This is a genomic window from Paenibacillus sp. FSL R7-0198 (genome assembly GCF_038000415.1).
GTDB lineage: Bacteria > Bacillota > Bacilli > Paenibacillales > Paenibacillaceae > Paenibacillus.
Window position 1 is genome coordinate 5,570,295 of the sequence record NZ_JBBOCB010000001.1, and the last position, 24,646, is coordinate 5,594,940.

The 24,646-nt window shown below is 44.9% G+C and carries 21 protein-coding genes; 14 read left to right on the plus strand and 7 right to left on the minus strand.

The window, feature by feature from the left end:
- The first annotated feature begins 23 nt into the window (after window positions 1-23).
- From MKY87_RS24455 to odhB, 4 genes are all read left to right on the plus strand, one after another.
- Entirely contained in the window at window positions 24-389 is a 366-nt protein-coding gene (locus MKY87_RS24455; RefSeq protein ID WP_340966605.1) for a YybH family protein, read from the plus strand.
- 242 nt (window positions 390-631) lie between these two features.
- The gene (locus MKY87_RS24460; RefSeq protein ID WP_338592835.1) at window positions 632-1,117 is read left to right on the plus strand and encodes a GNAT family N-acetyltransferase; all 486 of its coding nucleotides are present in this window, start codon (window positions 632-634) and stop codon (window positions 1,115-1,117) included.
- 623 nt (window positions 1,118-1,740) lie between these two features.
- Complete coding sequence (locus tag MKY87_RS24465; protein WP_047842236.1) at window positions 1,741-4,614, plus strand: 2-oxoglutarate dehydrogenase E1 component; 2,874 nt, start codon at window positions 1,741-1,743, stop codon at window positions 4,612-4,614.
- Window positions 4,615-4,619: 5 nt separating this feature from the next.
- The gene (odhB, locus tag MKY87_RS24470) at window positions 4,620-5,891 is read left to right on the plus strand and encodes a 2-oxoglutarate dehydrogenase complex dihydrolipoyllysine-residue succinyltransferase (RefSeq protein ID WP_091032882.1); all 1,272 of its coding nucleotides are present in this window, start codon (window positions 4,620-4,622) and stop codon (window positions 5,889-5,891) included.
- A gap of 129 nt (window positions 5,892-6,020) precedes the next feature.
- Here the strand turns inward: odhB and MKY87_RS24475 are convergent, their stop codons facing one another.
- The 4 genes from MKY87_RS24475 to MKY87_RS24490 form a co-directional block, all read right to left on the minus strand.
- A complete protein-coding gene (locus MKY87_RS24475; RefSeq protein ID WP_340966608.1) occupies window positions 6,021-7,001 on the minus strand; it encodes an alpha/beta hydrolase in 981 nt (326 codons plus the stop codon).
- A gap of 41 nt (window positions 7,002-7,042) precedes the next feature.
- The gene (locus tag MKY87_RS24480; RefSeq protein ID WP_340966609.1) at window positions 7,043-8,020 is read right to left on the minus strand and encodes a type I phosphomannose isomerase catalytic subunit; all 978 of its coding nucleotides are present in this window, start codon (window positions 8,018-8,020) and stop codon (window positions 7,043-7,045) included.
- A 189-nt stretch (window positions 8,021-8,209) separates the two neighbouring features.
- On the minus strand, window positions 8,210-8,794 hold the full coding sequence (locus MKY87_RS24485; RefSeq protein ID WP_338592847.1) for a class I SAM-dependent methyltransferase: 585 nt from the start codon (window positions 8,792-8,794) through the stop codon (window positions 8,210-8,212).
- Entirely contained in the window at window positions 8,795-9,748 is a 954-nt protein-coding gene (locus MKY87_RS24490) for a TIGR01212 family radical SAM protein (RefSeq protein WP_340966612.1), read from the minus strand.
- Window positions 9,749-10,066: 318 nt separating this feature from the next.
- On the opposite strand from MKY87_RS24490, the gene MKY87_RS24495 reads away from it, so the two are divergent.
- Together MKY87_RS24495 and trmB are read left to right on the plus strand one after the other, a co-directional pair.
- Window positions 10,067-10,267, plus strand: a complete 201-nt coding sequence (locus MKY87_RS24495) for a hypothetical protein (RefSeq protein ID WP_036610190.1) — start codon at window positions 10,067-10,069, stop codon at window positions 10,265-10,267.
- Between the two features lie 152 nt (window positions 10,268-10,419).
- Entirely contained in the window at window positions 10,420-11,175 is a 756-nt protein-coding gene (gene trmB / locus MKY87_RS24500) for a tRNA (guanosine(46)-N7)-methyltransferase TrmB (protein WP_091032872.1), read from the plus strand.
- A 130-nt stretch (window positions 11,176-11,305) separates the two neighbouring features.
- Here the strand turns inward: trmB and MKY87_RS24505 are convergent, their stop codons facing one another.
- Window positions 11,306-13,558, minus strand: coding sequence for an AraC family transcriptional regulator (locus MKY87_RS24505; protein WP_340966615.1), 2,253 nt, complete (start codon window positions 13,556-13,558; stop codon window positions 11,306-11,308).
- Between the two features lie 408 nt (window positions 13,559-13,966).
- Between MKY87_RS24505 and MKY87_RS24510 the strand changes: the two genes are divergently transcribed.
- The 3 genes from MKY87_RS24510 (at window position 13,967) to MKY87_RS24520 (ending at window position 17,486) form a co-directional block, all read left to right on the plus strand.
- Window positions 13,967-14,872, plus strand: coding sequence for an ABC transporter permease (locus MKY87_RS24510; RefSeq protein WP_017689672.1), 906 nt, complete (start codon window positions 13,967-13,969; stop codon window positions 14,870-14,872).
- A gap of 96 nt (window positions 14,873-14,968) precedes the next feature.
- Window positions 14,969-15,832: a carbohydrate ABC transporter permease gene (locus MKY87_RS24515; protein ID WP_370511436.1), complete on the plus strand. Its 864-nt coding sequence runs from the start codon at window positions 14,969-14,971 to the stop codon at window positions 15,830-15,832.
- Window positions 15,833-15,932: 100 nt separating this feature from the next.
- Entirely contained in the window at window positions 15,933-17,486 is a 1,554-nt protein-coding gene (locus MKY87_RS24520) for an ABC transporter substrate-binding protein (protein WP_445259847.1), read from the plus strand.
- A gap of 139 nt (window positions 17,487-17,625) precedes the next feature.
- Here MKY87_RS24520 and MKY87_RS24525 read toward each other — a convergent pair whose 3' ends face one another.
- Both MKY87_RS24525 and MKY87_RS24530 read right to left on the minus strand, forming a co-directional pair.
- On the minus strand, window positions 17,626-18,777 hold the full coding sequence (locus MKY87_RS24525) for an MGDG synthase family glycosyltransferase (protein ID WP_338592867.1): 1,152 nt from the start codon (window positions 18,775-18,777) through the stop codon (window positions 17,626-17,628).
- Window positions 18,778-18,827: 50 nt separating this feature from the next.
- On the minus strand, window positions 18,828-19,355 hold the full coding sequence (locus MKY87_RS24530) for a phosphatase PAP2 family protein (protein ID WP_017689668.1): 528 nt from the start codon (window positions 19,353-19,355) through the stop codon (window positions 18,828-18,830).
- A gap of 710 nt (window positions 19,356-20,065) precedes the next feature.
- On the opposite strand from MKY87_RS24530, the gene MKY87_RS24535 reads away from it, so the two are divergent.
- The 5 genes from MKY87_RS24535 to MKY87_RS24555 all read left to right on the plus strand — a co-directional run bounded on the left by MKY87_RS24535 (window position 20,066) and on the right by MKY87_RS24555 (window position 24,429).
- The gene (locus MKY87_RS24535) at window positions 20,066-21,304 is read left to right on the plus strand and encodes a glycosyltransferase family 2 protein (protein WP_340966617.1); all 1,239 of its coding nucleotides are present in this window, start codon (window positions 20,066-20,068) and stop codon (window positions 21,302-21,304) included.
- A 334-nt stretch (window positions 21,305-21,638) separates the two neighbouring features.
- Window positions 21,639-22,133 (plus strand): translation initiation factor IF-3, encoded by a 495-nt coding sequence (infC, locus tag MKY87_RS24540; RefSeq protein WP_017689666.1) that lies wholly within the window; start codon window positions 21,639-21,641, stop codon window positions 22,131-22,133.
- 24 nt (window positions 22,134-22,157) lie between these two features.
- Window positions 22,158-22,361 carry a 50S ribosomal protein L35 gene (gene rpmI / locus MKY87_RS24545; protein ID WP_017689665.1) on the plus strand — a complete coding sequence of 68 codons (204 nt, stop codon included), beginning with the start codon at window positions 22,158-22,160 and terminating at the stop codon, window positions 22,359-22,361.
- Between the two features lie 88 nt (window positions 22,362-22,449).
- Window positions 22,450-22,809 (plus strand): 50S ribosomal protein L20, encoded by a 360-nt coding sequence (gene rplT / locus MKY87_RS24550; protein WP_017689664.1) that lies wholly within the window; start codon window positions 22,450-22,452, stop codon window positions 22,807-22,809.
- 579 nt (window positions 22,810-23,388) lie between these two features.
- Complete coding sequence (locus MKY87_RS24555) at window positions 23,389-24,429, plus strand: BMP family lipoprotein (protein WP_339784970.1); 1,041 nt, start codon at window positions 23,389-23,391, stop codon at window positions 24,427-24,429.
- Window positions 24,430-24,646 lie beyond the last annotated feature (217 nt).

The window sequence follows — 24,646 nt, forward strand, 5'->3', positions numbered from 1 at the left end:
AATCGTCAGAAGGAGGAAAAATCATGGGATACCAGCATGCCCTGCAAAGCTACATTGCGGCGACAAATACACATCAGTTTGATGAAGTCAGTAAATGGTTATCGCCACAAGCCGTATATTGGTTTACGGGAACGTCCTGTACTACCCCTAACGAAATTCGGGCTTATTTTGAGAACGCTTGGGAGACAGTCAAGGAAGAAGTGTATCGTGCTGAAGATGTTAAGTGGATTACAACTAGCAAAGAGCAGGCCGTTTGTATTTATACCTACCACTGGAAGGGAATTTATCAGGGAGAGCCGGCTTATGGCAAGGGGCGGGCCACGAATGTATTTGTTGCTGGGCTTGATGGGGAATGGAAATTAATTCATGAGCATTTAAGCTTGGGTTAGGATAAAAATAATGCCTCATAATGTATCATCCATATCTATATATTTATATCCAAATATTATGATATAATGAAGTTTACTATTTTTATAGGAGATGACTAGTCTGTGGGTAATAGTGTGTGACTAATAGATTGAGAAAACTAGTTTGTTGAAATGAAGAATGATATATTTGTGGATTTGCCATACATAGGCTTCTGCAAACAGGACGTAAATGAATATTGTACGATGAAAAGGTGGAGATTGGCATGAAATTGTCGTTCCGGATTTTGGACTGGGAAGAAGAGAGACCATACGAACTTTTATTGATGGCTGATCCTTCAAAAGCAATTGTGGATGAGTACCTGAGTCGGGGTGTTTGTTTTATTGCCGAGTATGAAGGAGAGATGGTTGGGGAGTTCGTATTGTTGAAGACTCGTCCAGAGACTGCGGAGATTGTTAATATTGCCGTACAGGAAGAACTGCAGGGACAAGGTGTAGGCAAACACATGATTAAGGAAGCGATGGAAGCTGCACGTAGATTGGGCTGCCGGATTCTCGAAATTGGGACGGGCAACTCCAGCTTTCATCAATTGAAGTTATACCAACGTTGCGGTTTCCGCATTATCGGGGTTGATCGTGACTTCTTTGTGAGGCATTATGAGGAAGAGATTATAGAGGATGGTATTCGCTGTGTAGATATGATCCGTATGGCCATAGATCTGGATGCTATTACAGAGGATGAAGATAAATAGGAAGTATTTGCTGAGATTAAATTTGCTATATCCAAAGAAGCTGCTCGGATAATTCATGTCTGGGCCAGCTTTTTACTGTTGGTCTTTTGAAGAAAACCCCAATTATTTGTTGAATGTGACGTCAAATGGTTAATGTTTAACTTGACGTTTGTTTTTGAACATAATGGACCACAATTCAATTAAGGAGGTAAAATGGGAGATCGTATGCCTATTTTGTTGTAATTAAGTGTTCGTTGTTCTATCCATATTGACCGATTTATTCGATTCATCTAATTTATGCATCAATTGAACTAAAAATAGGAAATGCTCCTGAGCGTAAAAGTTTATAGAATAGATATTAGAACATGGACTTCACTTGAAGAAGAGGAGAAAGTGTAACCTTCGAACGGATCAGGACAGTATTCGACATCTGTGCGACGGTATATACAATCATTGTTTTACTTTGATTTTGAAAACGCAGACAAACCTTGACGGGAGCGTCGGACTAACGTTACTACCACCAACAGCACGATTATTGGACTTCATGAAAAATTTAGCTTAAAATGTTGAACGAACGCAAATTACGGCTTAGTCAATGATTTCCGTCAAAAACTTATGACTAAATCAAGACGGAGGGAACGTCGATGACGATCGTGGAAGGCAACAAGAAGCCCTGGGAAAGTTACTATGGCCCCAATATGGGATACGTACAGGAACAATATGAATTATTCACTCAAGACCCTGGTTCGGTTACACCGGCCTATCGTGAACTATTTGAACAATGGGGTGCACCGCCGATGTCTGGCAGGGATGCACGCACAACCTTGAATTCCGGCAACGCCCAATCGGCTTCCGGAAGCGTAGACATTCAACTATTACAGAAAGCGGTTACAGCGGGTAAACTGGTATGGAACATCCGTACCTATGGTCATCTTGCTGCAGATATAGATCCGCTTGGAATCAGTGAAGATACAGACACATCTTTGCTGGAACCTCAGCATTTTGAATTAAACGAAGAAGATCTGAAAGCTTTACCTGCTTCCCTGATCTGGGAAGGTGCAGATGGGCAGACAGCAACCGGATGGGATGCAATCCAACGCTTGCGTCAAATTTACACTGGACCCATGGCCTATGAATTCAGTCATGTGCACGAAGTTCAAGAGCGTGAGTGGCTGAATCGTCGTGCGGAATCCCGGACATCACCGGCTCCACTCACGCCGAAAGAACGTAAGGCTTTGCTGGAACGTTTGGTTGAAGTTGAGCAATTTGAAGATTATCTTCACAAAACATTTGTTGGGCAGAAACGTTTCTCCATCGAAGGTAACGATGTGCTTGTACCGATGCTGGATGAAGCTGTTCGCATCATGGCAGAAGCCGGATCAAGCCACATTCTGATGGGTATGGCCCACCGTGGACGGTTAAATGTACTGGCTCATGTTTTGGGCAAACCGTACAGCAAAATTTTCTCTGAATTTCATCATGCTCCGAACAAAGATTTGGTTCCATCGGAAGGATCGACTGGAATCAACTACGGTTGGACGGGGGATGTCAAATATCATATGGGTGCCAACCGTTTTGTAAAAGACGGGGAAACTGTACAGGCACGCCTTACTCTGGCGAATAACCCGAGCCATCTGGAATACGTTAATCCGGTTGTACAAGGGTTTGCACGTGCGGCTCAGGATGACCGTCGTGACCCTGGATATCCGAAGCAAGACGTGACGAAGGCAGCTACCATTTTGATGCATGGTGATGCAGCATTCCCTGGAGAAGGGATCGTTGCAGAGACGCTTAACTTCAAAGCTCTGCCAGGATATCAGAATGGTGGAACCATCCATATTATCGTCAACAATCGTCTGGGTTTCACTACAGATAGCAGTGATTCCCGTTCAACGTACTACGCAAGTGACCTTGCTAAAGGGTACGAGATTCCGATTGTACACGTGAATGCGGACAATCCGGATGCTTGTATTGCAGCCATTCGTATGGCAGCCGAGTATCGCAATCGTTTCAAAAAGGATTTCCTGATCGACTTGATCGGTTATCGTCGCTACGGCCATAACGAAACCGATGATCCCGAAACAACTCAACCTATCGTTTATGACAAGGTGAAAAACCATCCAACGGTAAGCCACTTGTATCAGGATCAGTTGAAAGAGGAATCGATTATCGATGATGCATCCATTACGAGCATTCGCGATGGAGTAACGAACAAATTAAAAGAAGCTTATGACCAGATGAAGAAAAATGAAGTACATGAATATTACCAACGGAAAATCAGTGAGCCGGAGGCTGTTACGATTACTCCGACTGCGGTACCACTGGAGAATCTGCGCAGCATTAATGCCGATCTGCTGAAATGGCCTGAGAACTTCAACGTGTATCCGAAGTTACAGCGGATTTTGCAACGCCGGAGCACTTCCCTGAACGAAGGGGAAAAAGTGGATTGGAGCCTTGCGGAGACACTCGCATTTGCAACCATTCTGGCAGATGGTAAGCCAATTCGGATTAGTGGACAGGATGCCGAGCGCGCTACATTCGCTCATCGGAATCTGGTGTTGCACGATTCGGAGAATGGAGCAAAGTTCTGCCCATTACATCACTTGCCACAGGCAAGAGCATCTTTTGCAATCTATAACAGTCCGTTGTCTGAAGAATCCGTTGTTGGATTCGAATACGGATATAACGTATATTCACCAGATACACTGGTCATCTGGGAAGCTCAATTCGGTGACTTTGCCAACTGTGCACAGGTTATATTTGACCAGTTTGTATCAGCGGGTCGCGCCAAATGGTCTCAGAAATCCAGTCTGGTTATGTTGCTTCCACATGCGAATGAGGGTCAGGGACCTGAGCATACAAGTGCTCGTCTTGAACGCTTCCTGCAGCTTTGTGCAGAAGACAACATGACGGTTGCCAACTTGTCGAGTGCATCTCAGTACTTCCACTTGTTGCGTCGTCAAGCTTCGTTGACTGAAACGGAAGATGCTCGTCCACTTGTGATGATGTCACCGAAAAGTCTCATTCGGAATCCGCGTGTTGCTTCACCGGCAGTCGAATTCAGTGAAGGCAAGTTTGAGCTTGTGCTGGAGCAAGCTGGACTGGGTACACAGCCGGATCGCGTAGAGCGCATTATTTTGTGCAGTGGCAAGATTGCCATTGACCTGGAAGATGCTTTTGAAAAAGATAAAGCAGATTGGTCATGGCTTCACATCATTCGCGTAGAACAGCTATATCCCTTCCCGGCAGAAGAGATCAAACGTATACTCGCACGTTTCAGCAATGTAAAAGAACTGGTATGGGTACAGGAAGAAAACAAAAACATGGGTGCCTGGACATACATGGAGCCTCGTCTTCGTGAAGTTGCTCCGGAAGGCACAACCGTTAGATACGAAGGTCGCCCGGAACACGCAAGTCCTTCCAGCGGTTATCAGCTTGTGCATAGTATGGAACAGCAACAGATTATTACATCTGCGTTGAAACAAACGACGAAGAATAATATTCCACTGGGGAGGTAACAGCTGTGAGTGAAATTAAAGTACCTGCAATGGGTGAGTCAATAACTGAGGGAACTGTATCCAGATGGATGGTTAAAGAAGGGGATACCGTTAATCAGGGTGATGTGCTTCTTGAACTGGAAACGGATAAAGTAAATATTGAAATCAGCGCAGAAGAAAGTGGCGTGCTGGAGAAGATCATTCGTCAGGAAGGAGAGACGGTCGAGATCGGTGAAACGATCGGTACACTCTCAGCTGGTTCTGGAGGAGGAAGCGGTGCACCCGCTTCCGAACCAGCAGCTGAAGAGAAAAAGGCCGTTACTCCTGCACCTGAAGCTCCAACACCACCACCAGCACCTGTTGCGGCAGCACCGGAGTCATCCGATAGTGCCAAGACGGCTTCACCGTCTGCCCGCAAGCTTGCACGTGAACGTGGTATCGAGTTGGATCAGGTTCAGAGCAAAGATCCGATTGGACGGGTATACCAGGATGATGTGAAGAGCCATAACAATCAGGCGCCTGCTCCTGCTGCTCCACCTGCGAGTAAAGCTCCAGCAGCACCAAGTGCTCCGGCAGCTGGAAGTTCTACCTATACCAAACCAGTGGAGCGTCAACGCATGTCTCGTCGCCGTGCGACCATTGCCAAACGTTTGGTAGAGGCGCAGCAGACAGCAGCGATGTTGACCACGTTTAATGAAGTTGATATGACTGCGATCATGGATGTACGTAAACGTCGTAAGGACAAGTTCAAAGAGAAACATGAGATTAACCTGGGATTCATGTCCTTCTTCACTAAAGCGGTTGTGGGAGCTCTGAAAAAATTCCCTACAATTAACGCAGAGATTGATGGCGAAGATGTTGTTCTCAAAAAGTATTATGATATCGGCATTGCCGTATCAGCGAAGGAAGGACTGGTTGTACCGGTTGTACGTGATGCCGATCGTCTGGGCTTTGCCGAGATCGAGAAGAGTATTGCGGACCTGGCATCCAAAGCTCGTTCCAACACGCTGGCGTTATCTGATCTGCAAGGTGGAACGTTCACCATCACCAATGGTGGAACATTTGGTTCCTTGTTGTCTACGCCAATTCTGAATACGCCTCAAGTGGGTATTCTGGGGATGCATAAGATCCAGCTTCGTCCAGTGGCGATTGATGCAGAACGGATGGAGAACCGTCCAATGATGTACATCGCGTTATCCTACGATCACCGGATTATCGACGGTAGTGAGGCTGTTCGTTTCCTCGTGACCGTAAAAGAACTGCTTGAAGACCCGGAATCCCTGTTAATTGAAGGTTAGCCCATAAAGTTTGTTTATAGCTATTATTCATATCGCTTAACAAGAAAACCCCTGAACTGGAGCGCAGCGTGAGCTGTCCATCCGATTCAGGGGTTTCTTTTGGATTTTGGTATGTTATCTCCGACTCTATTATATAGAGTCAGCCATCTCAGCAGGGCTCACTGCATCGTCGTGTTCACTAGAGTTAGGTGTATTCCGCTCTAGCCAGTCTACAACGTGCTGAGCGACTTCTGTTCGGTTGATCTCATGCAGCATTTCATGGCGTCCATCCGGATACAGGCGATACTCAATATTCTCCAGCTGAAGCTTCTTATACTGGGAGACCAGATTAAGAACGCCTTTGCCATGAAGTCCGACAGGGTCCTTCTCACCTGAGAACAGGTAAACGGGTTTGTGTTTGGGTATGCGCTCCATATTGTGTGGAAGATGTACTTCAAGCAGCAATTTGAAGAAGTCGCGGAAAAAGCCTGCTGTACAGACTGCTCCGCACAGGGGATCATCAATGAATCGCTGAACCTCTTGTGAGTCCCGGGACAACCAATCAAATGGTGTCGTTGCAGGGCGGAAAGAGCGGTTAAATCCACCAAATACAATTGCGTTGAGCAGCATGCTGGGGTGGGTAGCGCCCTGAATGCCGCACTGCAAGAAGGCCAGCTTCTCTCCAAATCGGAGCAGACCGCGTCTGCCGTTTGTCCCGGATAAAATAAAGGCATGGTACTGCTCATGACCAGCGTACATGAGATGTTGTACCAAGAATGAGCCCATGCTATGTCCCATAAGAAACAGGGGCACCCCAGGATTCTCCTTGGTGGCTACTTCGCCCAAATTGATCATATCACTCGCCATCCAGCGGAAGGCATCGATACCAGCATTACCAAGCAACTTGGCATTCTCCACAGTTTTGCCATGACCCCGATGGTCATTGGCATAAACCGCATAGCCATTTTGGGTAAGAATGCCGGCAAATTCTGCGTATCGGGCTGCCGTCTCGCCCATGCCATGTGCAATTTGCACTACACCTTTAACGTTGCATTCCGGATCGGGAAGCCAGCGGTACACATGAATACGGGTACCTTCACTAGCGACCAAGGCAAAGGTAGATTCCTGCATCTCGTGTAATTCCTCCTTCACAGGTTACATATAAGCTTGATTTATGGCAGATAAGAGCGAAGAACAGTGGTATTTCCATCTAATGTATAAGAACCCAGATTGGCTGGCAAGAGATAACATTGTCCAGCTTTCAATTCAATGTTGTCTGAATCAGCATGTGCCCACGAAAGTGTTCCTTCGCCTTCACAGACAACGAGAATCGTGAAGCTGTCAGGATTGGTGGAGAGTTCCCACCGTTCAGTCACAATCCCTTTTTCCACCACAAAATAAGGGCATTCCGCAAGCTTGAGCCATTCACTAGGAGTAGCGTTATTTGTTTTCATCGTTGAGGCACCTGCGCCCTCATAGGCGGTAACATTTAATGAGTCTTCAACATGCAACTCACGTGGTTTGCCATCCAGCCCTGGACGATTGTAATCGTAAATTCGGTACGTCGTATCCGAGTTTTGCTGAATCTCAGCGACAACGACACCTGCACAGAGCGCATGTACTGTTCCGGCAGGGATAAAGAACGTATCACCAGCTTCTACAGGTACCTGACGAAGGGTATCCATCACCGTTCCGTTTTCCAATGCTTCTTTTAATGTTGCCCGATCAACGCCTTCATTCAAGCCATAGATGATGTGTGCGCCCGGTTTTGCATCGAGTACATACCACATTTCTGTTTTGCCAAGCTCGCCAGGAGGAAGTGCCTCATACTCGTCTGTTGGATGAACCTGCACGGACAGGTCATCGTTGCAGTCAAGCAGCTTAATCAGAAGGGGGAAACGGCCGCCTTTTTCGGAAACGCCTTTGGTTCCAAGCCATTCGGTGCCGAGTTGTTCACGAACTTCATCCAGACCCTTGCCAGCCAGTGCTCCATTTAATACCTTGGTTGTACCGTTTGGATGATCCGCAATCATCCATCCTTCTCCGATATGTCCTTCAGGGGGCGTAAGGCCGAATTGCTCCAGCGCACGACCGCCCCATACACGTTCTTTGAATTCAGGTTGGAATTGTAATGGGTATGGCGTAGACATCAGTAATCTCTCCTCTAGTATATGAAATGGTGGATCGCTTTAATCAGTCATGGGCGTGTAATCGCCATGAACAAACAAGTGAATACGTTTGCATATGTAGATTTAGAACACAGATCGCCGGAAGAAAAAGCCGTTAATAGCTCGCTTTGCGATTGTGTCTAGTTTATTGTATTTGGTGAACAAAGGAAATTATTTTTTCTCGATTCCGATCAGAAAAGGAGAAGTTTCTCGCTGCAATTGGCGATACATCACAACCTGTGCCTGTTCCACCGGCAGGGCAGAGGACCATTCCAATACGGCTGCTGCTTCCTGTGCGCCTCCGTTATGACCAGGGTAAAGCACAACCGTAATGATTCCGCGAGGGCGTAATAAAGCGAGTGCAGCCTCGAGTGCAGCAATCGTGCTGTCAGTCTCGGTTATGATGGAGGAATCTGCACTTTCTGAAGGCAGGTACCCCAGATTGAACATAACTGCACCAACCGCACCAGGCCATGACTCAGGAACCGCTTCTGCCATTCGAGCATGGCTTAGTTGAAGCATGGAGATGGAGCCAAGTTTGGCTTCATCGTTTTGTTTTCGAATCCGGGCCTGTGCCAGCGTGAGGGCTTCACTTTGAATATCGAATCCAATGACTTGACCACGCCTGCCTACTTGTTGTGCCAAAAATAGTGTGTCTGCTCCTGTACCCACCGTTGCATCTATGGCCAGATCACCTGGCTGCAGACGGGAAGCAATCCACTGATGTGCACAGCTGAGAACTGAAAGAAAGCCCATCTATGCTCGCCTCCAATACTTACCTTGCCATGAATCCCGCTCTCGCAGCTCACGATCAATGGAGTTCAACACTTCCCATTTGTTCATGGACCACATCGGTCCAATCAACAGATCACGCGGTGCATCCCCTGTAAGACGGTGTACGATCATTTCCGGTGGAAGCATCTCCAACGTATCCACGATCAGTTTGATATACTCGTCCTGTTCCAAAAAACGTAGAAGCCCGGCTTCGTATTGCTTAACCATCGGCGTTTTACGCATCAGATGCAGCAGGTGAATCTTGATGCCCTGCACATCCATGTTGGCGACGGCACGTCCAGTATCCAGCATCATCTCATGTGTCTCTTGAGGCAGACCATATATGATATGTGTACACACACGTATATTCCGTTTGCGCAGTTTCTCAACCGCTTCTTCGTAACACTTTGTGTCGTGCGCCCGATTAATCAATGTTGATGTGGAATCATGGATGGTTTGAAGCCCCATCTCAACCCACAGGTAGGTTCGCTCGTTCAGTTCAGCCAAATAATCAACAACGTCATCTGGCAAACAGTCCGGGCGAGTGGCGATGGATAAACCAACAACACCGGGTTGCTCAAGAATTTCTTCAAAATATTCGCGCAGCTCCTCAACCGGAGCATACGTGTTCGTATAGGCTTGGAAGTAGCCAATATAATGGGCTGTAGGCCACTTGAGGTGCTGTTTATCTCGAATTGTATTAAACTGGGTGACTAGATCTTCACGTCTGCTGCCAGCAAAATCGCCTGATCCACGCGCACTGCAGAAGGTGCAACCACCTTTGGCAATGGAACCGTCGCGGTTGGGACAGGTGAATCCAGCATCCAGCATCACTTTGAAAACCTTATTGTTAAATTGATTTCGCATCTCATAATTCCAGGTATGGAATCGTTTATCTCCCCACAACAGAGGGGACTGTAATGCAGGTGCATTCATCTTCAGGGTACTCCTTTGGCTGTCGAATTACAGTAATCATACGTGAACAAAAGAAGAAGCGCTATGCGATTTCCGTCATAGACGATTGATAGCGATTATAGATGTCTTCATGAACTTTTATCATTGTATCAAAAAACTAAAAAAAAAGGGAATCGAAACGCAAAAATAGGCCGTAAAATCAAGGTTTTCTCCTTGCTATAGTTTACACCTTATGTTATATTTAAATCAGCGTCAGACACCATCTAGTGGGTATTATTCATCATAGCATTTGAATCAAGATTGACGTCATGGACCATACTATACCGTGAGGTGATATGAATGAATTCCCAAGTTAAAAACAATGAATTGAATCATGTGTCTGTTGAATTGACGGCAGAAGAAGCACTGGCTTTAACAGGTGTTCGTTTTAATGGAAATCCGAAAGTGAAAGCGGCTGCAAGACAAAAAGTTCGCGATGCTTTCGAAAAGACATTTGATTTTTCACACCAAGATAAGGTAGACTATGAACTACTAAAGTAGTTGGACCCCAATTCCAAATAAATCGAAGAGGGAATCTTTGAGATTTGCCCAAAGTGGCAGATCCGAAGATTCCCTTTTCATTGCTCTTTACAATTTGCCAGTTCTTCGGCAAAATAAGTCTGAGACAAGTATGGGACAAACGGAGGAATAAAATGCGTTTACGTGGCAGAAAAGGGATAAGAGAAAATCTGGAGCAACAAGTTGATCTTGTTGTACTGGACCCCAAGCAACATAAAGGAAAATGGTCTGAACTGTTTGGCAATGATCACCCGATCTTCGTGGAATTTGGTATGGGTAAAGGTCAATTTATCAGCCAAATGAGTTTTAAATATCCGGAATTTAATTTCATCGGTATTGATATGTATGATGAACTGGTGCGTCGTGCCAGTGAGAAAGCTCGTAATGCGTGGAGTCAGGCTGATGTGGAGACACCCCCTAACCTGAAGCTTGCGCTGGCAAATATCGAACAGATCGAAGAAGTTTTTGAACCGGAAGAACTGGAGCGCATTTATTTGAACTTCAGTGACCCTTGGCCAAAAGCAAAGCATGCACGTCGTCGGTTGACGCACCCGCGCTTCCTGAAGAAATACACGGAATTGCTTAATCCCAAAGGTCAGATTCATTTCAAAACCGATTCGGAGACGCTGTTTGATTTCTCGCTCAATGCTATTGCCGACTTCGGCCTGCAAATGACCAATATTTCTTTGAATCTGCATCGTGATGGTTTGAATGAAGAACATGTGATGACGGAGTACGAGCAGAAATTCATGGGTAAAGGTATGAACATTCACCGGGTTGAAGTGATCGTGGGCGAAGAGGCCCTGCGTGAGTATCAGCAGACACGACTGGACAAGTATAAAGTTCGTGAAGCTTCTGATGAGTCCGGCGAAGATCAGGAACAGGAATAAATCGAAATTTAACTTAAACTCATTAAAGAAGAGCGACACATGAGGTGAATGATTCATTCTCATAGGTCGCTCTTTTTTTTGCATTAACAATCGATGTGCAATACTCCATAAACTCAAGTCAGGGATGATTTCAAAAGTTCTCTGAATGAAACTCTTTGCGGCGATAATCGTTTGGTGTAACACCGTTGAACTTTTTGAACATGCGATAGAAATATGAACTGTTGGAGAATCCGGTTCTCTCGGCAATATCGGCAACGGAGTTTTCTGTCTCCACCAGCAGATGCTGGGCCTTGGCTATGCGGGTTTCGTTAATCACGTCCGTGAGCCCTTTCAGGGTGAGCTGTTTGTAGAGCCTGCTTACATAAATGGGCGACATGCCCAACTCATCTGCGATAGAAGTTAGACATAGATTGGGGTCCGCATAGTCCCGCTCAATAATGCCATTGATTTTACGAATCAACTCTTCGTGCTTCAGTGTACGTTTCTCCTCAACTTTGGAACCAAGCTCATCAAACATTCGATAGAAGTGTTCATGTACTTCACTGATGTCTTCGGCGTCTTTGACAGGCAGCATTAGACCATCCGAGACTGAATCAAGCGTGAGTTGATTATTCTTCTTGAGGGTATTTCGTACATGGTTCAGTGTCATCGTCAGATGGGATAAGGCTAGCTGGAAGACGGTAAACGGATATGCAGCTGTTTCGCCGACGATATCTGCATAGACTTGTTTTGCTTCTCGTGTCTTACCTGTCATTAAGTGATCGACAAGTTGTCTTTCCTTACCTGCTGGAAATGCGTACTCCTTGGCGTGATAAGCCATGATGTCAGCGGTATAGATCAGACAACTTGGTCCCATGAACAAGCGATGCAGTGAGGCTTCGGCTGATCTGGTATAGGATGCAATACTGTCTTCCAATGAATCTTCTTCCGTGCCGATCGTACAGGAGATGGAGCATTTCAAATGGGTCATTACAGCTGCCTGCATCATACGTAGCAGCTCTTCGATCCGGTTATGACCAGGTTGCCCAAGTTCATGGCTTTCCGCTTTTTCATTGAAGATGAGTGTGATCAGATCACCGCCCATGTCCACAGCTTCTGCGTTGTAGTGGAGATCGGCTGTCTCAGTGCATATGTTCATCATGGCGTATTTTACAAGCTGGGTCTCATCACGGTACGTTTCGCAGAATTCGGTAAAATGGTCAATACGCAGCAATACCAGCCTGGATGTACGCTGAACGTCAATAGAGGAACCATAGAACTTCATTCGTTCTTCCAGCATACCTCCAGTTACTGTTTCACGGCCCTGCAGCGCCCCCCGCAGAAAATCCTGCCGTAACAAATGAAGACTGCCACGTCGCTCTGCTTCCATCACACGTAAACGAACAAGCACCTTATCAATAGGGTGATATAGTTTTCGGGACACAAGGTAAGAGAGCAGTAACCCTGCCAGGAGAAGTCCAACACAAAACAGAACGGTATGTGTGCGCATACTCCGTATATCTGAGGTAATCAGATCATAAGGTGTTATTCTCACATAACGCCAACCCAGGTCATCGGGAGCGGTATAGGTGATGAGAGATTTTTCTCCGTCGACCTTCTCGGTAAAGTAAGCTGACTGCTCCGTATCCTGCATAATTGGCTTCATAAAAGCTTCGCTGGAGAGATTTTTCATCAATGCACGGTCGCCAAAGTCAGATAAAAGGTCTCCATTCTCATTCACGATAAAGGTCTTGCCTGGTTGATCCACAGCATTCATATTCGGACTGAGCCAATCATCCTTGATATTAACGATGACAGCATAGTTTAGCTTCGCGTTATCATTAATCGTGTCATAACAGAGATAGGTGTAGCTGTTAACCTCTGTTGCTTCGGTAGACCCGACCTGATATGTACGCGGGATGGGCACAAAAGGTTTATAGTCATGGAAGCGTTGGAGGATGCTTGTAATCCCCTGATCATCGATCTCCGAGATGGACTGCTGCCCATTGCGCACGTTGGAACTGATGAAGAATTCATTACTTTTGGAGTTATATACATAGATGGATTCGATAAAGGGAAGGGACATACGGTAGTTGTCTAGCTGCTCCATCGCCGATGTGATCTCATAGATATTTGGTTTGGAATAAAGCAGTAATGAAGAGATGGTGTAGTCCTGATAGATCTGATATGACAATGATTTCGCAGTCTCGGTCATTTTCGCCACTTCACGGCTGGTTTGTGTAAGACTGTTCATATCTGTACGATACACCTGGCGAAGAGCAATCCGATTATAGTTGACGTACAAAATAGAAGAAGCCACAAGTAAGGTAGCGACCGTACTGATAATAATGCCGATCAGAATCCGTGTGAAGACCTTCTGACTGTCCTCTGAACGTTTACGCATTCTTCTTCCCCCTCAGACCTCCTGTTTTGGGTGAACAACGTAGAACTTCATATACATACGCTAGATTTCATATATGGATGAGCAGAAGAGCAAGAGTATCTTGAATTATATATTATGTATGCGTTTACATCAATGCTGGACAAGCCATTTCACCTGTTTTGTCTACATAAAGTTCAACTTTCGCTGGATTGTTCACTAGGTGTAGCCTATGCACGATATCAATATTTGTGAACGGATGTGTGTGAAGGTCTGTTCATTTCAGAGTTCGTTTGTTTTGTTCATAGTTCATTTCGCAGAATCGTTCATTTTCTGACGGGAAGCTTCAGTATCCGTGAGCGAAGAGAGCATCTACAATAAAAAGAGAGCTCCACCACGCAGCACCGCAAGAAATTCGGGAGGGATCGAGCCATGCTCAAAGAATTGAACAAAAACAAAATCATGTTTCTGATGCTGTTGCCCACGCTGATCTTTTTTCTGATTAACTCGTATTTTCCGATGGTCGGCATCTATTATGCGTTCACCCGGTATGATTTTGAAGGCGGATTATTTGGTAGTCCATTTGTCGGTCTGGAGAACTTTAAGTTCCTGTGGCAATCCGGAATGCTGCTGAAGCTCACAACCAACACTGTGGGTTACAATCTTGCTTTCATTATATTAGGAAACGGTCTGGCGATCTTCTGTGCGATCATGCTTAGCGAAATCCGGGGGAGGTTATTCAAAAAAATCACGCAATCCGTCATGTTCTTGCCGTATTTCATCTCATTTGTACTATTAAGTGTAATCGCTTACAACATGTTTAACTACGAGTCGGGCTTCGTGAACACGGTGCTCAAACGTTTTGAGGCCGGCCCGGTCGACATTTATAACACACCCTGGATCTGGGTGTTCCTGATCATCATCTTTTATCTGTGGAAAAATCTTGGATACAGCATGGTCATTTATCTGGCCGCCATAACGGGTATCAGTGACGAGTATTATGAAGCTGCCCGAATCGACGGGGCCAATATATTTCAGCGGATCTGGTACATTACGGTACCGATGCTGAAGCCAACCTTTGTCATATTGTTGTTGTTCTCGCTCGGCAGCATTATGAAGGGGCAGTTTGATCTGTTCTATCAACTGATAGGTAACAACGGGGTGCTGTACAACGCTACAGATATTATTGATACGTATGTGTATCGTTCACTGAAAGTAACGTTTGATATCGGGATGGCAACGGCAGCTGGTTTGTATCAGTCGTTATTCGGATTCATTTTGATCATGACTGTCAACTATATTATTCGCAAAGTAAATGAGGACTACGCCTTGTTCTAGAACGCCCGCAGGGCAGGAGGGAGAACGATCATGAACACTCCAATGAATACTCACACGCGTACGAATACTCGTCTCAGAGATTCGGAATTCACTTTTATGTTTCAACTGATTTCCTACAGCTTCATCATCATTTTATCAATCATGTGCTTGCTACCGTTTCTGCTGATTCTATCCGGTTCATTCAGCAGCAACGAGTCCATTGTGAGGGATGGTTATCACCTCTTTCCAACGGACTTTTCCCTGGAAGGTTACAAAATGGTGTTCAAATTCCCGACTCAGGTACTCAAGGCTTATGGGGTAACGGTTTTTACAACGGTGGTGGGGACTACGCTAGGGCTGTTCCTCATCACGATGGCCGGATTTGTGCTCCAGCGTAAGGATTTTAAATATCGGAACACGTTCTCGTTTTTTATCTACTTCACAACCCTATTTGGTGGGGGACTTGTGCCTTGGTACATTATGCTGGCGAACTACTTCAATCTCACAGATACGTACACCGTGCTTATTTTTCCGGGGTTGATGACGCCATTCCTCATTATCCTGATGAAAAACTTCATTCGCTCGGCAGTGCCGGATGAATTGATTGAGTCCGCCAAAATTGATGGAGCGAATGACTTTCGCATCTATTTCAGCATTGTGTTGAAACTGGCGATGCCTGGTATCGCCACCGTAGGTCTGTTCCTGGCACTCGGTTACTGGAATGACTGGTTTACCTCATCCCTCTTCATTAACAACCCGGATATGTACCAACTGCAATTTTATCTCTACAACACGATGAACACGATTACATTCATTGACCAGATGGCGATTGGCACAGGGATCACGCTCAGTCAGGATGTGCCTACCGAATCAACCAAGATGGCAATGGCGATCGTTGTAACGGGACCGATTTTGTTTCTGTATCCGTTTGTACAACGTTATTTTGTCAAAGGACTCACCATTGGTGCAGTGAAAGGTTAGAACGTGAGCACGCTGTGGGTATTAGGCCATTAGCATCATTTCCGGTCTGAAACATGGCGAGTCTGCGCTAACATATAAAGGTTCACCACAAAAAGGGAGGATGCGTATGCGTAACAAAACAATTCGGCACCTGTCTCTGGTACTTGCCCTGATGTTGTTCGCCGGGGTACTTGCCGCATGTAATAACGGTTCGGGGGGATCGACGCAAGGAAGTGAGCAGGGAGGAACCTCCGGGAACAAAGGCGAGAAAGTCACGCTTCAATTTTACATGCTTGGGGATGCTCCGAAAGATCTGCCTGTTATTGAATCCGAGATCAATAAGCTGGCTGAGACTGATCTGAACGTCAATGTGAAATTCAACTACACCTCATGGACCGACTGGGATCAAAAATATAAACTGTTGCTGTCTTCCGGACAGCCGATCGATCTGATCTTCACAGCGGATTGGACATTCTACCAGTCCTATGCGAAGAAGGGCGCGTTCCTGCCACTGGATGAAATGCTGCCTACAGCAGCGCCAGCACTGAAAGCTCATGTACCTGATGACATGTGGAATGCTGTCAAAATCAATGACAAAATCTATACTGTTCCATCAACTTGGATTGAGTATGTAACCGAGGGGATTGCTTACCGTGAGGACTTGCGTGAGAAGTACAATCTTCCGAAACCGGAATCCTTGGAGACGCTCGAAGCGTATCTGGAGGGCATCAAAGCCAACGAACCCAATATGATTCCGATTGCGGATAGCAATGCCAACCATACCCATGGTATTCGTCAATTGACATCCAAGCTGGTTAATACAGCAGGTCAACTTCCATATGGACTGGATATTATGTATGACTCACCATCGACCGTGACGTCCTACTGGGGATCCGCGCAACACCTGGAAGACCTGAAAACATACAAACGTTGGATGGACAAAGGATTTTTCCCGAAAAACGTACTGAATGTAAAGGATACATCCAACTCGTTGCTGCAAAATGGAAAAGCGGCTGTTGTTCTGTCCGGGGAAAACCCGAACAAATTTAATGCAGATGTAATCAAGGTGCAGTCTACGCATCCAGATTGGAAACTGGCTTATTTCCCATACCCGAATGCGAAAGGGTTTGCACAACCGGTTCACCCGATCCACAATGGTTTTGCGATTCCGCGTAGCAGTAAAAACCCGGAAAAAGCATTGGCATTTTATGAGAAACTGGTGACAGACAAACGATATAATTGGTTAACTGAATATGGCGTGGAGGGCAAAAACTTCGAGGTGGACAATGGATACTACAAAATGGTGGGTGACGCACAAACAAACGGCTTCCCACGTGAGGGTATGAATGGTTGGGCTTGGCGTAATCCGGAATTCATGCTCTATGATAAAACCTTTGATGATGTCCTGACCATGTTTGAAGATCTGGACAAAATCAAAAAGCCTGATATTTATACCGGATTTGCTGAAGACTGGACTCCGTACCAAGCCGAGAAGGCTGCATTGGAGCAAGTGGAAAAACAATATCTGTATCCGCTTAATGTAGGTTTGGTGGCAGACGTAGAGGCTGGATTGAACACATTTATGGAGAAGGCTAAACAAGCAGGATTGGAAAAAATTCAGGCAGAATACACCAAGCAGTGGCAGGAGTACTTGAAGTCAGCAGGCATTCAATAGTTTGTACTTTTCTTCATAAAGAAAAGGTGCCTTCAAATTCGAAGGCACCTTTTCAATGTGGTTGCAGGCTTGTTTGAAGCCGTTGGTTAGAGGCGTGATTGGACGAAGAATACGGGAAGCAGCACCTTATTCGATAAATTCATAAACGGGCCTCTTCTGCGGATGAAGGACGAACGTCCTCCAGCAGATCGATAATACTTTGAGCGCTCTGCATCGGATGAACCTTGGCGATTTCCGCCAGATGACGTTTGCGTTTACGTACAACATCTGGGTAGTGATGCAACAGCTTGTTCATCCATTTAACCACTACGTCGGGCGAAGTTATGGGTTCTCCCAACCCTCTTGCCGTAAAATAATGGACGTTTTCTTCTTCCTGACCAGGTATAGGGTTGTGGAACAACATTGGAATTCCTTTGGCCAAACCTTCACTGCATGTCATTCCCCCAGGTTTGGTAATCAGCAGGTCGGATACTTCCATTAATTTGTCCACTTCGTTGGTGTACCCCATAATATGAATGTTTTCTTTACGATACATGGGGTTCTGTTCCATGCTAATCCGTGCTTTATCATTGCGACCCAGACAAAAAATGATCTGAATATCTTCATGCCAGCGTGTCAGCAGCGGATGGACCAGCTTGTCGCTGAGCATTCCCCAGCCGCCACCCATCACCAGTACAGTAGGCATGTTCTTAAGGTTGAATCTGCTTCGAATCTCTTCTCGCCCGGGATGCTCCCAGAAATTTGGATGCACCGGAATGCCTGTGACTCGAATGTTGTCTGTAGGTACGCCGCGTAGCATTAGTTTGGACTTAACCTCATCTGAAGAAACCAGATAAAGGTCTACTTCACGGTTAATCCACGTCCCATGTGCATCATAGTCGGTGATGACTGTGCATAGGGGAACCTGTACACCCAGACGCTTCAGTCTGGATATGACAGCACTTGGAATCGGATGTGTACAGACGATCGCATCGGGACGTAACTGGCGCACAACGCTGCGTGTGTGTGTATAGAACAATTTATGCAACGCCAGTGTTGTCAGCCTGTTCAATGATTTTTTATATTGGTGTCTGTATACGTATCCGAAAAGTTTGGGTTGGTTGGTAACCGTTTTTTTGTATGCTGTTATAATCAGAGGTGCAACCTTTGGATTTAAGAAACTTCCCAGTTCAAGCACTTTTGTCTGCACGTCTGGCGAAAGCTTTCGCAAATTGCTGGACAATGCATAGGCGGCTTGAGTATGACCCGTACCAAAGCCTTCAGATAATAGTAATACTCTTTTTTTCTCCACGCTTGCTTCACCTGTTCCTGCTAGGTTTTTCTGAGTCTAACATATCGGCTTTAAGACCAGAATGCAACTGTTGCAAGTGCGACTAAAGTACCTATTGTGGCACCTGCCAGAACATCGGAAGGATAGTGTAACCCCAGATAAATTCGAGAGAATCCGACAATAAGGGCCACAGGCAACAATATTAGCAATAAGATCGGATCAGTGGTCATAAAGGGAACCGTGACCGAAAAAATGGCAGTTGTGTGCCCTGAAGGAAACGAGTGATCTGTCAGCGGATTACGGAACGTAATTGTATCCGGCAAGGCCAGGTAAGGTCGAATGCGGGGATACAATTTTTTCGCGATGGCTACAGGGATGTGGCTGACCGCAAGGGCGATACATGCCTGGAGTCCTGTTGTGCTCCATGGAGCTGGAGCAAGCAGCCAGATTAACAGTGATATTGCAATAGAAGAAGTTGCTCCACCCAGATGGGTGAAATAATACAGCCAAAAATTCATAAAACGATTATGAAGTCGGCCGTTGATCCACATAAAAACATTTCGATCATAATCTTGAAACTTTAAGAATAAACGGCTCATATTGGCCTCCTGCCAGTCAGGCCGCCCGTAATGGCGGCATTATTTCCGGTGATTTTCTGCATCCGGTTTCGTCCTGATTAGTATATAACCGTTTTTCATGAACTTGAGGTTATTTCAGGTATATGTTTATCATATTTTTAAATGTTGTCCTTTTCAAGAAGAACCCATGTAAAGAACGTGAAATTCATGTTAAAGAGTGGATATATACCCATCTTAACTTTTTGACTTGGGTCAGCCAAAAAAGATACAATGATTCAACATGGCTGAAATGAGGTAAAAAAATGTGAGTTCTGTTTCAAACTTTTTGAGGTCTGTTTGCGTTATTTGTTATAGAGCCTCTGACGAAGAATAACATGCTGATGAAAAAAGCAGGGACTTTAGAAATAAAAATCAAGTAAACGGCTGAAAATAAGATATAACAGGCATGAATGCGAGGTTGTGGTATCACGAAGTGTCTATTCAGCGTTTAAAGATCACATTTCTGCTTCAGAAAGTGGAATTGGGGTTTTGACAAATGACTGAAAAGGATACAGAATCGATAAAGCAGCCAACTGATAGCAACCAAGCTTTGAAACATTGCCTGATATAATCACGTAGTACACAAAAGAACAGGGTCATATTCTGCAGATCAAAAAAAAATAAATTGCAGAATCAGGAAGAGAAATGCTTGAGTAAACTGGGTTTTGAAAAAAAGGGGGTAACAGAGAACGATGTTGGACGCTATTTTCGTCACGATGCAGGTCATTCTGGCACTGCTAGCCGTGTACCAATTCACGTTTTCGCTGTTCGGTCTGATTAAGAAAAAGAAAAAGAAACATTATCCGGCGACAAAATCATTCGCTGTACTCGTCGCAGCACACAATGAGGAACAAGTCATTGGTGCCTTGATGGAGAACTTGAAACAACTTGATTATCCGGAAGATCTGTACGATGTGTTTGTCATCTGTGACAACTGTACGGATGGAACGGCTCAAATTGTCAGAGAGCATGGATTAAACGCATGTGTACGTACCAATGCCGATTTAAGAGGTAAAGGGTATGCCATCGAATGGATGCTTAAGTACCTGTGGAAATTGCCGCGTCAGTATGACGCAGTTGTTATGTTTGACGCGGATAACCTGGTTGACCGTAACTTCTTGCTTGAGATGAATGATGACTTGAACAATGGTTCGCGTGTTATCCAAGGATACATTGATACGAAAAATCCGGAGGATTCCTGGATTACTGCAGCTTACGGTGTATCTTACTGGTACATCAACCGTCTGTGGCAGTTGTCTCGTCATAACTTGAATATGGCGAATTTCCTCGGAGGAACCGGAATGTGCTTCGAGACCAACCTGTTGAAGGAAATTGGCTGGGGTGCAACAAGTCTGGTTGAAGATCTGGAGTTTACGATGCGCAGTGTGCAACGTAATGTGTATCCTGTTTTCAACTATGACGCCAAAGTATTTGATGAGAAGCCATTGACATTCAAAGCTTCAGCGAGACAACGTCTGCGCTGGATGCAAGGTCACTTTACAGTTGCACGTAGATACTTCTTCCCGCTGCTCTGGCAGTCCATAAAGGAAAGAAGCCTGGTGAAATTTGACCTTGCTATCTATGGAGCCAATGTCTATGTGGTATTGCTTACGTTCCTGATGACGGCTGTGATGTGGGTAGACATGGCTGTATTCAGCGGTCCGCACATTGCTAATATTTATGGATACTTCCCGTTATGGGTTGGGTTCGTGGCTATTGGTTTGAACATTCTGACGTTCCTACTGTCCATGGCGCTGGAGAAGGTTACCTTTGCCAAAGTTTATCTATATCTGATTTTGTTCCCGATCTACCTGCTGTCTTGGTACCCGATTACGTTCTACGCTTTCTTTACGCAGAACAACAAACAGTGGAGCCATACTCAACATACACGTGTTGTACGGTTGGATGAGGTGCAGAGCAAACAAGGGTAAGGAACATGCATATGAGACTTTGTTGACATCTGATATAACAAATGTATAATTTACAAAAAAAAGTTGTGAAGATGTTGACAATATGTTTTGTGGATGATATAGTATTTGAGTGCCTTAAAACGAATAGCAATGGAATCACAAGCAGAAGTCCGACTTCTCACCTGATCAACAAACATGTTGGCTGGTCAACGATCCCAATAATTTATGAAGTGTATACTCATGAAGAATTGTGTTGATTACAGGGATGTCGGTAGCTTGACCGGCATCCCTTTTATTTTTGTTTAACTGGATATTCAAAATGACCTGGAGGTGGACGATTATTAGTAAAGATCACATGATTAATGATGAGATTCGGGCGAAGGAAGTACGCCTTGTCGGAGCTGAAGGAGAACAAATTGGGATTACGCCCATTCGCGAAGCACTGCAAATGGCGATTGACCTGAATTTGGATCTGGTCAATGTGGCACCACAGGCTAAACCGCCGGTGTGTCGTATTATGGACTATGGCAAATTCCGCTATGAGCAACAAAAGAAAGATAAAGAAGCCCGTAAGAACCAGAAAATTGTTGATATTAAAGAAGTATGGTTCCGTTCCAATATTGAGGAGCACGATTATCAAACGAAGCTTCGTAATGTAGTTAAGTTTTTGAACGAAGGCGACAAAGTGAAATGTTCTGTTCGTTATCGCGGACGTGAAATTGCACATGCCGCGATTGGTCAACGGATTTTGGAGCGCGTTAAGGTAGAAGTTGCAGAACTTTGTACTGTTGAACGTCAACCAAAATTGGAAGGCCGCAGTATGATCATGATCTTGGCTCCTAAAGCCTGATAACATTGGAGGAGGAAACACAAAATGCCTAAAATGAAAACACACAGCAGTTTGAAAGGACGCTTCAAAATTACCGGTTCCGGTAAGGTCCTTCGTTACAAAGCTCACAAAAACCACTTGCTTTCCCACAAATCTAAACGTGCTAAGCGCGTTCTGAACGGTAACCCAGTTATGGCTGCCGGGGATGTTAGACGTTTGAAACAAGGTTTGGCTAACTTGAAAGGCTAATTCTAATTAGTACATTCCGTATGGGGTATCGGCTACGGCCGTACACATACCACGGATACATTTATATTTATTTGGGAGGTTCTTTAATATGGCAAGAGTAAAAGGCGGTTTTGTAGTACGTCGTCGTCATAAAAAGGTTTTGAAACTGGCAAGAGGTTATTTCGGTTCCAAACACCGTATTTTTAAAACAGCTAACGAGCAAGTAATGAAATCCCTGGTATACGCATACCGTGACCGTCGCAACACGAAACGTAACTTCCGCAGACTGTGGATCGTTCGTATCAATGCTGCAGCACGTATGAATGGTTTGTCTTACAACAAACTGATCCATGGTTTGAAACTTGCTGGAGTAGACATGAACCGCAAAATGTTGGCTGATCTGGCCGTTAACGACATCAATGCGTTCAACTCTTTGGCTACTGTAGCTAAAGGCAAAATTAACGCTTAAATTGTATGATACAAGCCGCCGTACCTATATGGCGGCTTTTTTTACGGCTTGGAAGAAATCCGAAGCCCAATCTCTGAAAGAGTAGGCGAATAGGCTATGGTCTGGAAGGGAACAATGAAACCAGATAACTGGTTGAATAACAGACCATGGCAATACATAAAATACGAACGGTGAAATAATACAAAAGAAAACAGGTAAATTCCACTTAGCACTAAAGTTCACGATATGTTTTTGTTATATAACATCACATCGTTGTAACGTTAGTGTGTTAAATCGCTAAATTATTAAGCGTTTTCAATAAAAAAAGAACAAAAATATGTGATATTTGGTGATGAAACATCTGGATTTTAACACTGGTTGATTGTATAATCACCTCTAGTAGGCTAGTCCTAGATTTTTCTCTCCATGTCATAATGTTCGGTTTTTCGACAGATGATAGGATGCTTCAAGGGTGAGAATGCGCTTTTAATGTCGAAGAAACCATACATTCTGCATAAAAGTCATTCCTGCTATCTGTTAACCGTTCAATTGTAGGCTGGATTGGAATGAGGGATATATCATTAAGGGGGAAAAAGAGAAATGAAAAAGATGCTCAGCTTGTCTTTGGTAATGTTGCTGGCGGTATCGGTTATGCTCGCAGGTTGCGGTAGCAAACCGAAAGAAGAAACAAATGCCGGAGGAGATACAGGTGGCACATCCACTGAAGCGAAATCCGACCTCAAAATCGGTATGGTTACTGACGTAGGTGGAGTTAATGACAAATCCTTTAACCAATCCGCTTGGGAAGCTCTGCAAGCGACTGAAACAGAAACAGGTGCTGCTGTTAAATACCTGCAAAGTAAATCCGATGAAGAATACATTCCTAACTTGAACGAATTCGTTAAAGGTGGATATGATCTGACTTGGGGTATCGGTTTCCAATTGGCTGATGCAATCAAAACGGTTGCTGACCAAAACCCGGATGCCAAACTCGCGATCATTGACAGCGTAGTGGATTCCCCTAATGTTAAATCCGTAACTTTTGCTGAAGAAGAAGGCTCTTTCCTGGTTGGTGTTGTTGCGGGTCTGACAACAAAAACGAACAAAATTGGTTTTGTTGGCGGTATGGAAAGCCCACTGATCAAAAAGTTTGAAGTTGGATTCAGAGAAGGTGTTAAAGCAGTTAACCCTGACGCTAAATTCATTTCTAACTACACAGGTGCATTTGATAAACCTGACCTGGGTAAAGCAGCAGCAGCAACACTTTACAATGAAGGCGTAGATATTATCTTCCACGCTTCTGGCGCAACAGGTAACGGTGTGTTTATCGAAGCAAGTGCTCGCAAGAAACAAGGTCAAGATGTATGGGTTATTGGTGTTGACAAAGACCAATCTCTTGAGTTTGGTGATGAGATCACTTTGACTTCCATGATCAAAAAAGTTGACGAAGCTGTTAAGCGCGTAAACCAAGAAATCATCGATGGTACCTTCAAAGGCGGAGCTGAGAATCTGACTTTGAAAGACAACGGTGTAGGTGTCGCTGATACTTCCACGAAAAATGTTTCTGCTGATACACTTGCAAAAGTGGACGAGTACAAAGAAAAAATCATCAGCGGCGAAATCAAAGTTCCTACAGAGTAATTTGATCTTCGTTGCAAAAGAATAATCATTGGGGCCGGTCTTGACCGGCCTTATGATTGCAAGAACAGGAACATTTGATCAAGTCATCATAACAATTGTACAAGGTCACACTGTGCACCAACGCTCCGGTAGGAGCTTTTCTTAAGATAATGGAATGTATATGTTCTTAATTGAGTTGCACCATTCGATTATCGCAAGAAAAACTTCAGCTAAGCGA